The organism is Pseudomonas sp. LFS074 (genome assembly GCF_047978165.1).
GTDB lineage: Bacteria > Pseudomonadota > Gammaproteobacteria > Pseudomonadales > Pseudomonadaceae > Aquipseudomonas > Aquipseudomonas putida_P.
The window spans coordinates 3294678-3308363 of the sequence record NZ_JBFPFV010000001.1; the positions used below are offsets into that span (position 1 = coordinate 3294678).

The 13686-nt window shown below is 62.0% G+C and carries 12 protein-coding genes; 5 read left to right on the forward strand and 7 right to left on the reverse strand.

What is annotated here, in order from left to right; translation table 11 throughout:
- Window positions 1-14: 14 nt before the first annotated feature.
- The 5 genes from hemB to glaH form a co-directional block, all read right to left on the reverse strand.
- Window positions 15-989: a porphobilinogen synthase gene (hemB, locus tag ACNQP3_RS15050; RefSeq protein WP_012272501.1), complete on the reverse strand. Its 975-nt coding sequence runs from the start codon at window positions 987-989 to the stop codon at window positions 15-17.
- Between the two features lie 173 nt (window positions 990-1162).
- Complete coding sequence (locus ACNQP3_RS15055) at window positions 1163-2056, reverse strand: PA4780 family RIO1-like protein kinase (RefSeq protein ID WP_012272502.1); 894 nt, start codon at window positions 2054-2056, stop codon at window positions 1163-1165.
- Between the two features lie 87 nt (window positions 2057-2143).
- Window positions 2144-3535 carry a GABA permease gene (gene gabP / locus ACNQP3_RS15060; protein WP_060493701.1) on the reverse strand — a complete coding sequence of 464 codons (1392 nt, stop codon included), beginning with the start codon at window positions 3533-3535 and terminating at the stop codon, window positions 2144-2146.
- Window positions 3536-3685: 150 nt separating this feature from the next.
- Window positions 3686-4936 carry an L-2-hydroxyglutarate oxidase gene (gene lhgO / locus ACNQP3_RS15065; protein WP_012272504.1) on the reverse strand — a complete coding sequence of 417 codons (1251 nt, stop codon included), beginning with the start codon at window positions 4934-4936 and terminating at the stop codon, window positions 3686-3688.
- A gap of 114 nt (window positions 4937-5050) precedes the next feature.
- Window positions 5051-6028, reverse strand: a complete 978-nt coding sequence (gene glaH / locus ACNQP3_RS15070; RefSeq protein ID WP_012272505.1) for a glutarate dioxygenase GlaH — start codon at window positions 6026-6028, stop codon at window positions 5051-5053.
- A gap of 196 nt (window positions 6029-6224) precedes the next feature.
- Between glaH and csiR the strand changes: the two genes are divergently transcribed.
- From csiR to ACNQP3_RS15085, 3 genes are all read left to right on the forward strand, one after another.
- The gene (gene csiR / locus ACNQP3_RS15075) at window positions 6225-6920 is read left to right on the forward strand and encodes a DNA-binding transcriptional regulator CsiR (protein WP_012272506.1); all 696 of its coding nucleotides are present in this window, start codon (window positions 6225-6227) and stop codon (window positions 6918-6920) included.
- Between the two features lie 74 nt (window positions 6921-6994).
- Window positions 6995-7675 (forward strand): response regulator transcription factor, encoded by a 681-nt coding sequence (locus ACNQP3_RS15080; protein WP_012272507.1) that lies wholly within the window; start codon window positions 6995-6997, stop codon window positions 7673-7675.
- Window positions 7653-9044, forward strand: a complete 1392-nt coding sequence (locus ACNQP3_RS15085; protein WP_012272508.1) for a sensor histidine kinase — start codon at window positions 7653-7655, stop codon at window positions 9042-9044. Before ACNQP3_RS15080 ends, ACNQP3_RS15085 begins: the two co-directional genes overlap by 23 nt.
- A 33-nt stretch (window positions 9045-9077) precedes the next feature.
- Here the strand turns inward: ACNQP3_RS15085 and cysS are convergent, their stop codons facing one another.
- Both cysS and ACNQP3_RS15095 read right to left on the reverse strand, forming a co-directional pair.
- Window positions 9078-10460 (reverse strand): cysteine--tRNA ligase, encoded by a 1383-nt coding sequence (gene cysS, locus ACNQP3_RS15090; RefSeq protein WP_060514113.1) that lies wholly within the window; start codon window positions 10458-10460, stop codon window positions 9078-9080.
- A 9-nt stretch (window positions 10461-10469) separates the two neighbouring features.
- The gene (locus tag ACNQP3_RS15095; protein ID WP_264316141.1) at window positions 10470-12173 is read right to left on the reverse strand and encodes a glutamine--tRNA ligase/YqeY domain fusion protein; all 1704 of its coding nucleotides are present in this window, start codon (window positions 12171-12173) and stop codon (window positions 10470-10472) included.
- A gap of 248 nt (window positions 12174-12421) precedes the next feature.
- Between ACNQP3_RS15095 and ACNQP3_RS15100 the strand changes: the two genes are divergently transcribed.
- Together ACNQP3_RS15100 and ACNQP3_RS15105 are read left to right on the forward strand one after the other, a co-directional pair.
- Window positions 12422-12922, forward strand: a complete 501-nt coding sequence (locus ACNQP3_RS15100) for a peptidylprolyl isomerase (protein ID WP_264316142.1) — start codon at window positions 12422-12424, stop codon at window positions 12920-12922.
- Entirely contained in the window at window positions 12919-13641 is a 723-nt protein-coding gene (locus ACNQP3_RS15105; RefSeq protein ID WP_012272512.1) for a UDP-2,3-diacylglucosamine diphosphatase, read from the forward strand. The genes ACNQP3_RS15100 and ACNQP3_RS15105 overlap by 4 nt, the downstream gene beginning before the upstream one ends.
- The last annotated feature ends 45 nt before the right edge of the window (window positions 13642-13686 follow it).

Sequence of the window (13686 nt, forward strand, 5' to 3'; positions counted from 1 at the left end):
CTGAAGGCTGGGCTTCAGATACCTTCGCGGGCCAGGTCCATGGCGAAGTAAGTCAGGATCAAGTCGGCACCGGCACGCTTGATCGCGCCGATGCTTTCACGCACCACCCGGCCTTCATCGATGGCGCCGGCCAGGCCGCCAAACTTGATCATCGCGTACTCGCCACTCACCTGGTACGCCGCCAGCGGCAGGCGCGAGGCTGCGCGAATGTCGGCGATCACGTCAAGGTAGGCACCGGCCGGCTTGACCATCAGCACATCCGCACCTTCCTGCTCGTCGAGCAGCGACTCGCGCACCGCTTCGCGGCGGTTCATCGGGTTCATCTGGTAGCTCTTGCGGTCACCTTTCAGCGCAGTGCCGCCGGCCTCGCGGAACGGGCCATACAGCGACGAGGCGAACTTGGTCGAGTAGGCCATGATCGCAGTGTCGTGGAAACCGGCACCATCCAGCGCGCTGCGGATAGCCTGTACCTGGCCGTCCATCGCCGCCGACGGGGCGATAAAGTCGGCACCCGCCGCCGCCGCGATGACCGCCTGCTTGCCCAGGTTGGCCAGGGTGGCGTCGTTGTCCACACCGTGGTCATGCAGCACACCGCAGTGGCCGTGGCTGGTGTATTCGCAGAAGCAGGTGTCGGACATCACCACCATTTCCGGCACGGTGTCCTTGCAGATGCGCGACATGCGCGCGACCAGGCCGTTTTCGTTCCAGGTGTCGCTACCAGTGGCGTCCAGGTGGTGCGAGACGCCAAAGGTCATCACCGACTTGATACCGGCACGGGCATAGCGCTCGATTTCCTGGGCCAGCAGCTTCTCGGGGATGCGGTTGACACCGGGCATGCTGGTGATCGGCACGAAATCATCGATACCCTCCTCGACGAAGATCGGCAGGATCAGGTCTTCCAGGCGGAACTCGGTTTCCTGGAAGATCGTGCGCAGGGACTCGTTCTGGCGCAGGCGGCGGGGACGAACGGACGGGAATTGGTTGGACATGACAGCTCCAGGGCATTTTGAACGGCGTATACCTTATGCCTGTCGCGCGCCAGTGAAAAGGCCAAATGACGAGATTATGTCTTGCGTCAATGGCAAGGGCTGCTTCGGTCGCGTGCGCTCATGCGCCGGCCTCTTCGCGGGCGAGCCCGCGAAGAGGCCGGTGAGTCAAGCGGTTACTGCAGCCAGGGCGGCGTCGGCTCCTCTGCCTTGGCCGGCCCATGCTCCGCCTCGGCGCGCGCCGCACGACGGCGGGCGTCATCCATCCGGGCGGCGTCGATCTCCCGCATTACCCCGGTCACGTCAGCCTCGTGCTCGTCATCCTCGAACACCCCAGTCAGCGGGCTGTCAGGGAGCAATTTGCCGGCCTCGTACAACGCCCACATTTCCTGCGCATAGCGGGTGCTTTTCAGCTCCGGGGCAAAGCGCCCGAAATAATGGGCCATGTTGTCCACGTCGCGCTGCAGCATGCTGAAGGCATGGTTGTTGGCCGCCGCATCCACTGCCTGCGGCAAGTCGATGATCACCGGCCCGTCCGGGCCAAGCAGCACGTTGAACTCGGACAGGTCGCCATGCACCAGCCCGGCACACAGCATCAGCACGATCTGACGAATGACAAAGGCATGGAATACGCGGGCATCTTCGGCTTCAAGGTGCACATCGTTCAGGCGCGGGGCCGCATCGCCATCGGCATCGGTCACCAGCTCCATCAACAGCACGCCGTCCTGGAAGTCGTAGGGCTTGGGTACCCTTACACCAGCGCCGGCCAAACGGAACAGCGCCGCCACTTCAGCGTTCTGCCAGGCATCTTCGGCTTCTTTACGGCCGAACTTGCTGCCCTTGGCCATCGCGCGTGCCTGGCGGCTGTTACGCACCTTGCGGCCTTCCTGGTACTCGGCGGCCTGGCGGAAACTGCGCTTGTTGGCTTCTTTGTAAACCTTGGCGCAGCGCACCTGGCTGCCGCAGCGCACCACATACACAGCGGCTTCCTTGCCACTCATCAACGGCCGTAGTACTTCGTCGACCAGGCCGTCTTCGATCAGGGGTTCGATTCTTTTAGGTGTCTTCATCAGGCTGCGTTCAGGGTCCTGGCTTTGTTGGCGGACATCCTCTCACAGCCTGATGCGACTTGCTCGTCTGTCTTCAGGCCGGACGCATCAGGCGCCCTGCCCTACGCCCCCCACCACCACCGCGCGCGCCCGGCGCCGGGTCACCAGCAGCCCCGAACACACCACCAGCACCGCCAGCACCATGGTCGACACCACTTCCAGGCGGTGATCCGGCCGGAACAGCATCAGTACCAGTACGCCGCTGATGAACAGGATCACGCCCCAGGTCAGCCACGGGAACAACCACATGCGGTAGCCCAACGTCTTACCCTGTGCAGTCAGGCGCTGGCGCAGACGCAGCTGGGAAATGGCGATGACCAGGTACACCAGCAGGGCAATGGCGCCGGAACTTGCCATGAGGAAGCCGAACACCTTGGCCGGTACCAGGTAGTTGGCGATCACCGCCAGAAATGCAGCACCCGTGGACAACAGCACCGCCACCACCGGCGTACCACTGCGGCTGGTTACCTGGGCACAGGCCGGGGCGTCACCGCGCCGGCTCAGGGAATAAACCATGCGTGAGGCGGTGTACAGCGACGAGTTGAGGCAGCTGGTCACCGACGTCAGCACCACGAAATCGATGATGGCCTTGGCATTAGCCACGCCAAGTGTATCCAGCACCGTGACATAAGAACCTTCGGTAGCCAAGCGAGGGTCGGTCCACGGTACCAGTGCGATCACGATGAAGATCGACAGGATGTAGAACAGGGTAATCCGCCAGATCACCGAATTGGTGGCCTTGGAAATATGCTTGCCCGCCTCGTCGGATTCGGCGGCGGCAATGGTCACCACCTCGGCCCCGAGGAACGAGAACATGGTGATCAGCATCGCGCTCAGCACCGCACCAAAGCCGTTGGGCATGAAGCCGCCGGTATCCCAAAGGCGCGAAACGCCGCTGACGCCGGACCCCGGCAACAGGCCGAAAATAGCGCAAACGCCAAGGGCAATGAAGCTGACGATGGCCACCACCTTGACCAGTGCCAGCCAGAATTCGAACTCGCCGTAGTTCTTCACGCTGAACAGGTTGGTGGCGGTCAGCAGCAAGGTGATCACCAACGACAAGACCCAGATCTCCATCTGCGGGACCCAGGAGTTGATGATGGTAGCGGCGATATTGGCCTCGATCGGGATGATCAGCACCCAGAACCACCAATACAGCCAACCGATGGTGTAGCCGGCCCATTTGCCGATGGCGAGGTCGGCGTAAGTCGAGAACGAGCCGGTATCCGGCGAGGCAACCGCCATTTCGGCCAGCATCCGCATTACCAATACCACCAGCCCGCCTGCCAGGATGTAGGCCAGGATGGTGGCCGGGCCTGCTTCGGCGATGGCGCGGCCAGAACCGACAAACAGGCCGGCGCCGATCACGCCGGCAATGGACAGCATGGTCACATGCCGTGATTTCAATCCATGACTCAAATTGTTCTTGTGGGTTTGCATGGCGCTACCTTGTTGTTTTTGTCATGCCCACGCTGGGGCCGCCGGCTGCACGTCACCGACGCAGGCGCGAAAAAGCCCGCCCTGCCCTAAATGGTGAGTAGGGCAGTTCGGGTTGAGTAAAACGAAACCGCAAGAGGTGCTACGGCGGTGTCAGCTAGCCGCCCGCTGGTTGGCAGCCAGGTCTGCTTTGGGGAAGCTGCCGCCCTGGAGGCTGACCTGCTCGCAAACTTTCTCGACGATATAGGCGCCGATCGGGATAGCCGAGGTGGCAGCTGGCGACGGTGCGTTGCACACGTTGACGCTGCGCGCGGTGTTGACGAACAGGAAGTCGTCGATCAGCTTGCCATCACGCGATACTGCCTGGGCACGCACACCAGCCGGGTAAGGCGTGAGGTCGGCCTTGGTGATGCTCGGGCAGTATTTCTGTACTTGCTTGAGGTACCCGCCCTTGAACAACGAGTTCTTCATCTCGATCAGGCCCGGGCGGAAGTTCTTCGCCAGCACCTTGAGGATGCCAGGGGTGGTCAGGGTCTGGAACAAGTCACTGGGGCTGACGTCGGTCTTGCGGTAGCCCTCGCGTTTCATCGCCAGTACAGCATTGGGGCCAACGGTGACGGTGCCGTCGATCATGCGGGTCAAGTGCACACCCAGGAAAGGCATCGACGGGTCGGGGATCGGGTAGATCAGGTGGTTGACGATCTGGTTGTGCTGTTTGGGCAGCAGGTAGTACTCGCCACGGAACGGGCAGATTACGAACTCGGTGCGCAGGCCCAGCATGCTCACCACTCGGTCGGCCATCAGGCCCGAGCAAGTCACCAGGAAACGGCTGCGGAACTCGTCGCGCTGAGTGCGCACGATCACTTCACTGGCCTGCTCCTGCAGGCCGACCACCTCGGCGCCATAGCGGATTTCACCGCCGGCACGTTGGAATTCGGCGCCCATGGCAGCAGTGACTTCAGCGTAATTGACGATGCCACTGGACGGCACGAAGATGCCACCCATGCCAACGATGTTGGGCTCGCGCTCGCGCAATTCGTCAGCCGACAGCCAGTAGCGTTCCAGGCCATTGGCCGCAGTACGCTCCCACAGCGCCTTCATGCGCTGCATTTCCAGGTCGTTCGTGGCTACCAGCAGCTTGCCGCACTCATCGAAGCGGATGCCGTGCTGGGTGCAGAAGGCTTTGGTGGCCTTGTTGCCTTCCAGGCAGAAGCGCGCCTTGAGGCTGCCGGGGGTGTAATACACACCGGCGTGGATCACGCCGCTGTTGTGGCCGGTCTGGTGGCGGGCCGGGCCAGACTCTTTCTCCAGCAGGAGAATCTTTGCGTCCGGGTAGACCTTGATCAGGTGCATGGCCGTGGACATGCCCACAATGCCACCGCCAATAATGATGAAATCGTACACAGCCTTACCTCACACGCAGGCATTGCCTGGCTTGCTCACCGAGGCCCGCGCGGGCCCAGGTGGCATCGTTTTGTGCAAAGACGCGTGGGCGGGCGCCCGCCCCGCGCCCTGTCATTATTGCCCGCGCTGGTACAGCGGTTTAGGGAAAGCGACGTAACCACGCTGGCGCATCAGTTCGCGGCGCAGCCCCTCGTGCGGGGTGAAGCGGTCGCGGCCATGCAGCCAGAACAGGTTGTTGATCAGCAGGAAGCTGCCCACCCCCACCGGTACCGAAACCTTCTTCTCGCTGCCTTCCAACGAATCGGACAAGGCGTTCAGCCAGATGCCTTCCTCGTAGTTTTCCGGCTGCACGAACTGGTCAATGTAGCGCATGGTCGGGCGGCCTTCGGCATCGGTGTCGAATACCGAGTGGAACACATCTTCGGCCACCTTCTTGCTCGGCGGTGCGGTCCAACGCATTTCGCGGCGTGCCATCGGGTGACGGAAGAATTCGTCGCACTGCTCCCAGTCGTCCAGGTGCAGCAGCAGCGAGTTGCCGCCTTCCATGTTCTTTTCGTCGATTTTCAGCATCAGCACGTAGTCGGTGATCTGGTTCACGAACGTGCCGTCGTTGTGCAGTTCCATGACCCGGTGCGGCTGGCGCAGATAGCTGTCGGAGTTATCGCTGTTGACCACCACGAAGCGCGCGTAGAACTGGCCACTCATGGCGTCGTAGTTGGAACGGCCGATCAGGTGTGCACAAGCGGTGGTGAACTTGACCATGTCCTCGGCCTGGCTCACGTCGTCCAGGCCGACAGGGGTAATCAGCATGCCGCCGCTGGCGCGGTCGAGGATGGTGTTGAGCAACACCGGGCGCAAGGTGCCCTGGCACAACTCGTCAAGGATTTCGCCTACACGAAAACGCAGGAACGACTTGTACTCCAGTGCCTGTACCGGCCATTGGGCAACCGCCTGCACGAACGCTTCGACGGTTTCCCGGGCAAAGGTCAGTTCCAGCAGGCGCGGCGACTGTTTCGAGGGGGCAATGGTGTAGCCCTGCGGTTCGAGCGGCAGCGGCATGACAAGTTCGTCGATCTGCGTAAAGGCGTTCATGGCAGTGTCCTGGCAAAAAAAGTTGTGTGGCGCCGTCCGGTAGTGACCTGGAGCAGTGCGGGCGAGGTAAAAATATCGCTACAAACTCAAAATGTCTACATTTTTATCATTCAGCGACATTAGACTTTTTTGTCCATTGTTTTTCGTCGGCAGAGGGTTTCGGTATGATCGGCAAAACGTTTTGAGGAACAGGATCTTGGAAGCGCTCGCCCCCCGACAAAACTCAGCATTCAGCGGGTATGAGAGGCTCAAGAAGGACATCATCCGCGGCGTGTTCAAACCCGGTGAAAAACTGTTGATGAGCGCCCTCAAGGAACGCTACGACCTGGGCGTGGGCCCGCTGCGCGAAGCACTGTCACAACTGGTGGCAGAGCACCTGGTCAACGCGATAAGCCAGAAAGGCTACCGGGTGGCGCCCATGTCGCTGGACGAGATGAACGACATCTATGATGCCCGCGCCAACCTGGAAGCGATGATCATCGCCCTGGCCATCGAACGCGGCGACGACGCCTGGGAGGCCTCGGTGCTGGCCCACTCGCACACCCTGGCCAAAGTGGTGGAGGTGAAAACCCGTGAACAGCGCCTGGACGTGTGGGACGAACGGCACAAGGCGTTCCATACCGCCATCGCCTCGGGCTGCGGCTCCAAGCACCTGCTGCAAGCGCGCACCTACCTGTTCGACCAGGCCGAACGCTACCGCCATCTGTGGCTGACGCAGACGGTGTTTTCCGAGCAGGCGCTGGAGCTCAAGCGCCAGGAGCATGCAGCGCTGGTCGAGGTGATTCTCGCCCGTGATGCCAAGCGCGCCAGCGCCATGATGCGCTCGCACCTGATGACCCCGGTGCCGATCATTGCGCAGATCATGCATGCTGAAGGTATCGGCGCACGCTAGATGAATTTTTCTTAAATCGCCGGTTGTCTATTCTTTGGCACAATCAAATCTCTATTAGATGCCCAGGAACCAGCATGCCTCGCGTACTGACCATCGAAGACGACGCCGTCACCGGCCAGGAAATCGTCGCCGAACTTACCAGCCACGGCCTGGAGGTGGATTGGGCCGACAATGGCCGTGAGGGCCTGGCCAAGGCCATTGCCGGCGGCTACGACCTGATCACCCTGGACCGCATGCTGCCCGAGGTCGATGGCCTGACCATCGTCACCACCCTGCGCAGCCTCAAGATCGCCACGCCGATCCTGATGATCAGCGCCCTCTCCGACGTCGATGAGCGGGTGCGCGGCCTGCGTGCCGGCGGTGACGACTACCTGACCAAACCGTTCGCCTCCGACGAGATGGCCGCGCGGGTCGAGGTGTTGCTGCGCCGCAACAGCGTGCCCATGACCCAGACCCGCCTGCAGGTCGCCGACCTGCAACTGGACCTGATCAGCCACGAAGCGCGTCGCGGTGACAACACGCTGAACCTGCTGCCCACCGAGTACAAGCTACTGGAATACCTGATGCGCCACAGCGGCCAGGTAATCACGCGGATGATGATTTTCGAGGAAGTCTGGGGCTACCACTTCGACCCGGGCACCAACCTGATCGACGTGCACATCGGCCGCCTGCGCAAGAAAATCGACTCCCCCGGCCAATCGCCGCTGATCCGTACGGTACGGGGCTCCGGCTATGCCATTGCTGAACCCGTCTAAAGGCTGGAGTTCCTCGACCAGCCGCCTGCTGGCGCTGTACAGCTTTCTGTTCGTGGCCTGGAGCAGCATCCTCATGGGGGTGCTGTACTTCGAGGTGTCCAGCTACCTGAACAAACTCACCCGCCACTCCATGCTGCAGCGTCAGCACCTGTTCGCGCACATGAGCGGCAAACAACTGGACGACGCCCTGATCGCCAGCCAGGCCTTCGAGGAGCGCAGCTTCGATGCCTATGGCTTGTTCGACACCCAGCTCAACCCGATTGGCGGCAGTGTGCGAGCCTTGCCCCCGGAGCTCAGGCTGGACGGCAAGATCCATGAATTGAAACGCTGCCTGGATGCCGACGACCCACACCTGCCCCGCGACAGCTGCGACGCGGTAGCGATCAAGGTACAGGATGGCCGCTGGTTGGTACTGTTCCGCGACAACGGCTCACTGTTCGTGGTTACCCGGATCATTCTCGATGCCCTGCTCTGGGGTATCTCCTTGACGCTGATCCCAGGCTTTGCCGGCTGGTATTTGTTGCGCCGCCGCCCGCTCAAGCGTATCCGTGCGATCCAGGCCCAGGCCGAGCTTATCGTCGCGGGTGACCTGACTCACCGCCTGCCCTTGTCGGCCAGGCGCGACGAACTGGACATGCTGGCCGCCATCGTCAATGCCATGCTCGACCGCATCGAGCGGTTGATGCACGAGGTCAAAGGCGTGTGCGACAACATTGCCCATGACCTGCGCACCCCGCTGACCCGCCTGCGCGCCCAGCTTTACCGCATTCGCCAGCAAAGCGACGTGGATTCCGCGCAAGCCGAGGCGCTGGACCAGGCCATTGGCGAAACCGACACCTTGATGGCGCGCTTTCGTGGGTTACTGCGCATCAGCGAGCTGGAAGACCGCCAGCGCCGGGCTGGTTTCGTCCAGCTGGACCCTCATGAACTGCTGGTCGAACTGCACGACTTTTACCTGCCATTGGCCGAGGATGGCGGCATTCATCTGGAATTGCACCAGCCCGCACAGCTGCCGGCTCTGCACGGTGACCGCGAACTGCTGTTCGAGGCGCTGGCCAATCTGGTAGGCAATGCGATCAAGTTTACACCCGAGGGTGGGCAGGTGCGGATTTTCGCGACACAGGACGATACCGGCGTGCACCTGGCCATCGAGGACAGCGGGCCGGGCATTCCCGAAGAAGAGCGTACTGCGGTGCTGAAGCGGTTCTACCGCAGTGATGAAGGCCACCGCCATGCCGGGTTCGGGCTGGGGTTGTCGATCGTTGCGGCGATCGTCGACCTGCATGGGTTTGGGCTGGAGATTGGAGAGAGCGAGCTGGGTGGGGCCAGGTTAGTGCTGCACTGCCCGCTCGCGGGGCTGGCCAAGTAAAAGCGGGGCCGCTTTGCGGCCCCTATACGCCGATCAGTCAGCCAGACGCCAGGTAGTCGCGCCCTTGCTGTCTTCCAGCACTACGCCCATGGCGGTGAGCTGGTCGCGAATACGGTCCGACTCTGCCCAGTTCTTGTCCGTACGCGCCTGCAGACGCGCCTGGATCAGGCCTTCCACCTCGGCAGCATCGACCTTGCCTTCGGCACCCGCACGCAGGAAGTCATCGGCTTCCAGCTGCAGCACACCCAGCACATCACCCAGCTCGCGCAGGCGACCAGCCAGGCCGGCAGCCGCTTCCAGGTCGCTGTCGCGCAGGCGGTTGATCTCGCGCACCAGGTCGAACAGCACAGCGCAGGCTTCAGGGGTGCCGAAGTCGTCGTTCATCGCCACGCTGAAGCGCTCGACGAACGCTTCGCCACCCTTGGCCGCCACCCGTGGCAGGCCGCGCAGGGCGTGGTAGAAGCGCTCCAGCGCGCCCTTGGCATCACGCAAGCTGTCTTCCGAGTAGTTGATCGCGCTGCGGTAGTGGCTGGCCACCAGCAGGTAGCGCACCACTTCCGGGTGATACTTTTCGAGCACGTCACGGATGGTGAAGAAGTTGTTCAACGACTTGGACATCTTCTCGCCATTGATACGGATCATGCCGCAGTGCATCCAGGCGTTGGCGTACTGCTTGCCAGTGGCCGCCTCGCTCTGGGCAATCTCGTTCTCGTGGTGCGGGAACTCCAAGTCGCTGCCGCCACCGTGAATGTCGAAGCTCTCACCCAGGCAGCAGGTGGACATCACCGAGCACTCGATGTGCCAGCCCGGACGACCTGGGCCCCATGGCGACTCCCAGCTCGGCTCGCCCGGCTTGACGCCTTTCCACAGCACGAAGTCCAGCGGGTCCTGCTTGGCTTCGTCGACCTCGATGCGTGCGCCGATGCGCAGGTCTTCGATTTTCTTGCGCGACAGCTTGCCATAGCCGACGAACTTGCCGACGCGGTAGTACACGTCGCCATTGCCCGGGGCGTAGGCGTAACCCTTGTCGATCAGGGTCTGGATCATCGCGTGCATGCCGGCGATATGGTCGGTGGCACGCGGCTCCTGGTCCGGCGGCAGGATGTTCAGGCGACGCTCGTCTTCGTGCATCGCGTCGATCATGCGGGCGGTGAGCGCGTCGAAGGTTTCGCCGTTCTCGTTGGCCCGATTGATGATCTTGTCATCGATGTCGGTGATGTTGCGCACGTAGGTCAGGTCATAGCCGCTCTTGCGCAGCCAGCGGGTGACCAGGTCGAAGGCCACCATGCTGCGACCATGGCCCAGGTGGCAGTAGTCGTACACGGTCATGCCGCACACGTACATGCGCACCTTGTTGCCATCCAGCGGCTTGAAGGTTTCCTTCGCTTTGCTCAGGGTGTTGTAAATGGTAAGCACGGTGGTTCCTCAGCTGCCCCAGGAGTCACGCAGGGTGACAGTGCGGTTGAACACCGGGCGGCCCGGCTGGCTGTCTTTCAGGTCGGCGCAGAAGTAGCCTTCGCGCTCGAACTGGAAGCGGTCCTCGGGCTGCGCCTGCGCCAGCGACGGCTCGGCACGGCAACCGCTGAGCACTTGCAGCGAACCAGGGTTGATGTTGTCCAGGAAGCTGCCGCCCTCCTCGGTCTTTTCCGGGTTCGGCGAGCGGAACAGGCGGTCGTACAGGCGCACTTCGCACTCGACGCTGCCCTCGGCCGGCACCCAGTGGATCACGCCTTTGACCTTGCGGCCTTCAGGGTTCTTGCCCAGGGTGTCCGGGTCGTACGAGCAACGCAGCTCGACGATGTTGCCGTCGGCATCCTTGATGGCTTCGTCGGCGCGGATCACGTAGCTGCCACGCAGGCGCACTTCACCAGCCGGTTCCAGGCGCTTGTAGCCCTTCGGCGGCTCTTCCATGAAGTCGTCGCGGTCAATGTACAGCTCGCGGGAGAACGGCAGCACGCGCACACCCATGTCTTCCTTCGGGTGACGTGGCAGCTCAAGCTGCTCGACCTGGCCTTCGGGGTAGTTGGTGATGACCACTTTCAGCGGGCGCAGCACGCACATGGCGCGCGGTGCGGTGCGGTCCAGGTCGTCACGGATGCTGAACTCCAGCATCGACATGTCGACCACGCCGTCGGAACGGTTGGTGCCGATCATTTCGCAGAAGTTGCGGATCGAGGCCGGGGTGTAGCCACGGCGACGGAAGCCCGACAGGGTCGACATGCGTGGGTCGTCCCAGGCGTCGACGTGTTTCTCGTCCACCAACTGCTTGAGCTTGCGCTTGGAGGTGATGGTGTAGTTCAGGTTCAGGCGGCTGAACTCGTACTGGCGCGGATGTGCCGGCACCGGCAGGTTGTCGAGGAACCAGTCGTACAGCGGACGATGCCCTTCGAATTCCAGGGTGCAGATCGAGTGGGTAATGCCCTCGATGGCGTCCGACTGGCCGTGGGTAAAGTCGTAGTTGGGGTAGATGCACCATTTGTCACCGGTCTGGTGATGGTGGGCATGGCGGATGCGGTACAGGATCGGGTCACGCAGGTTCATGTTCGGCGAGGCCATGTCGATCTTGGCCCGCAGCACGCGCTCGCCGTCCTTGAACTCGCCGGCCTTCATGCGGGCGAACAGGTCGAGGTTTTCTTCCACGCTGCGCTCGCGGAACGGGCTGTTCTTGCCCGGCTCCTTGAGGGTGCCGCGGTATTCCTTGGCTTGCTCAGGGGTCAGGTCGCAGACGTAGGCCTTGCCCTGCTTGATCAGCTCGACCGCCCAGTCGTGCAACTGGTCGAAGTAGTCGGAGGCATAACGCACGTCGCCGGCCCAGTCGAAACCCAGCCACTTGACATCATTCTGGATGGCGTCGATGTACTCCTGGTCTTCCTTGGCCGGGTTGGTATCGTCGAAACGCAGGTGGCAGACGCCGCCGAATTCCTTTGCCAGGCCAAAGTTGACGCAGATCGACTTGGCGTGGCCGATGTGCAGATAACCATTGGGCTCCGGCGGGAAACGGGTGACGATGCTGCTGTGCTTGCCCGAGTCCAGGTCGGCCTGGATGATCGGCCGCAGGAAGTTCGCAGGGACAGCGGGGGCGCCTTTGGCAGCGGCGTTGGGCGCGTTGTCGGCAGTGGGCTTGCTCATAGGATCCTTGAATGCGTGTGTCCAGCCTGGGTAGGCCGATTGAATCAAAGGGCCTATCATAGCCGAAGCAGTCAAGCTGCTGACAGTCGGGCCCAAACAAACTGATGTGATTTATCACGGCTTTTTGCCGCAGCCTGGCAAAATGGCCAGTGCGCGCCATGTGTCGAGTTCGCTTGATCCTGCGTCAGGTGATAACCCGCGCACTGCGCACCCTAATTTCTGATTGCCTTGAAAGAGCGAGTTTCAGCATGTCCAAAGTCAAACTGAGCACCAACCACGGCGACATCGTCCTGCACCTGGACGCCGAGAAAGCGCCTCTGACTACCGAAAACTTCGTTCAGTACGTCAAGGACGGCCACTACGATGGCACCGTATTCCACCGTGTCATCAAGGGCTTCATGATCCAGGGCGGCGGCTTCGAGGCCGGCATGAGCCAGAAGAAAACCCGCGCCAGCATCCAGAACGAAGCCGACAACGGCCTGAAGAACACGAAGTACAGCATCGCCATGGCCCGCACCATGGAGCCGCACTCCGCCTCGGCGCAGTTCTTCATCAACGCCTCCGACAACGACTTCCTCAACCACAGCGGCAAGAACGTGCAGGGCTGGGGCTACGCCGTGTTCGGCGAAGTGATCGAAGGCCGTGAAATTGTCGACGCTATCGAAAAAGTCGCCACCGGCTCCAAAGCGGGTCACCAGGACGTACCGAAAGACGACGTGATCATCGAGAAAGCCGAGATCATTGAGTGATACTGCTGATCTCCGATCTGCATCTGCAAGAAGAACGCCCGGATATTTCCCGGGCGTTTCTTGATCTGCTCGATGGCCGTGCCCGCCACGCCAAGGCGCTGTACATTCTTGGCGACTTTTTCGAAGCGTGGATCGGTGACGATGCCATGACGCCCTTCCAGCAGTCGATCTGCCAGGCCATGCGCCGGCTGAGCGACAGCGGCACGGCCATCTACCTGATGCACGGCAACCGTGATTTCCTGATTGGCCAGGCCTTCTGCGACGCCGCAGGCTGCACGCTACTGAGCGACCCCAGCGTGATCGAGCTGGGCGGTGAACAGGTGCTGCTGATGCATGGCGACACTTTGTGCACCCGCGACCTGGGTTACATGAAAATGCGCCGTTTGCTGCGCAACCCGCTGAGCTTGTGGATTTTGCGCCACCTGCCGTTGTCGTCCCGCTACAAGCTGGCGCGCAAGCTGCGCAGCGAAAGCCGCACGCAAACGCGGATGAAATCCACCGAAATTGTCGACGTCACGCCGGAGGAAGTACCGAAGGTGATGGCGGCGCATGGCGTGCGCACGCTGGTGCATGGCCATACCCACCGCCCGGCGATCCACAAGCTGATGGTCGATGGGCAGCCAGCACGGCGCATCGTGCTGGGCGACTGGGACCGCCGGGGTTGGGCCCTGCAGGTTGACGAGCAAGGGTTCCAGCTGGCGCCGTTCGAGTTTTCCTGACCCCGACACCAGCGGGTTGCCAGCACTGGCCACTTCGGGGGTGAC

Coding starts and splice junctions, on each gene's coding strand:
- hemB (WP_012272501.1), bottom strand. CDS start 989: ATGTCCAACCAATTCCCGTCCGTTCGTCCCCGCCGCCTGCGCCAGAAC.
- ACNQP3_RS15055 (WP_012272502.1), bottom strand. CDS start 2,056: ATGAAGACACCTAAAAGAATCGAACCCCTGATCGAAGACGGCCTGGTC.
- ACNQP3_RS15085 (WP_012272508.1), top strand. CDS start 7,653: ATGCCATTGCTGAACCCGTCTAAAGGCTGGAGTTCCTCGACCAGCCGC.
- ACNQP3_RS15095 (WP_264316141.1), bottom strand. CDS start 12,173: ATGAGCAAGCCCACTGCCGACAACGCGCCCAACGCCGCTGCCAAAGGC.
- glaH (WP_012272505.1), bottom strand. CDS start 6,028: ATGAACGCCTTTACGCAGATCGACGAACTTGTCATGCCGCTGCCGCTC.
- gabP (WP_060493701.1), bottom strand. CDS start 3,535: ATGCAAACCCACAAGAACAATTTGAGTCATGGATTGAAATCACGGCAT.
- ACNQP3_RS15100 (WP_264316142.1), top strand. CDS start 12,422: ATGTCCAAAGTCAAACTGAGCACCAACCACGGCGACATCGTCCTGCAC.
- ACNQP3_RS15080 (WP_012272507.1), top strand. CDS start 6,995: ATGCCTCGCGTACTGACCATCGAAGACGACGCCGTCACCGGCCAGGAA.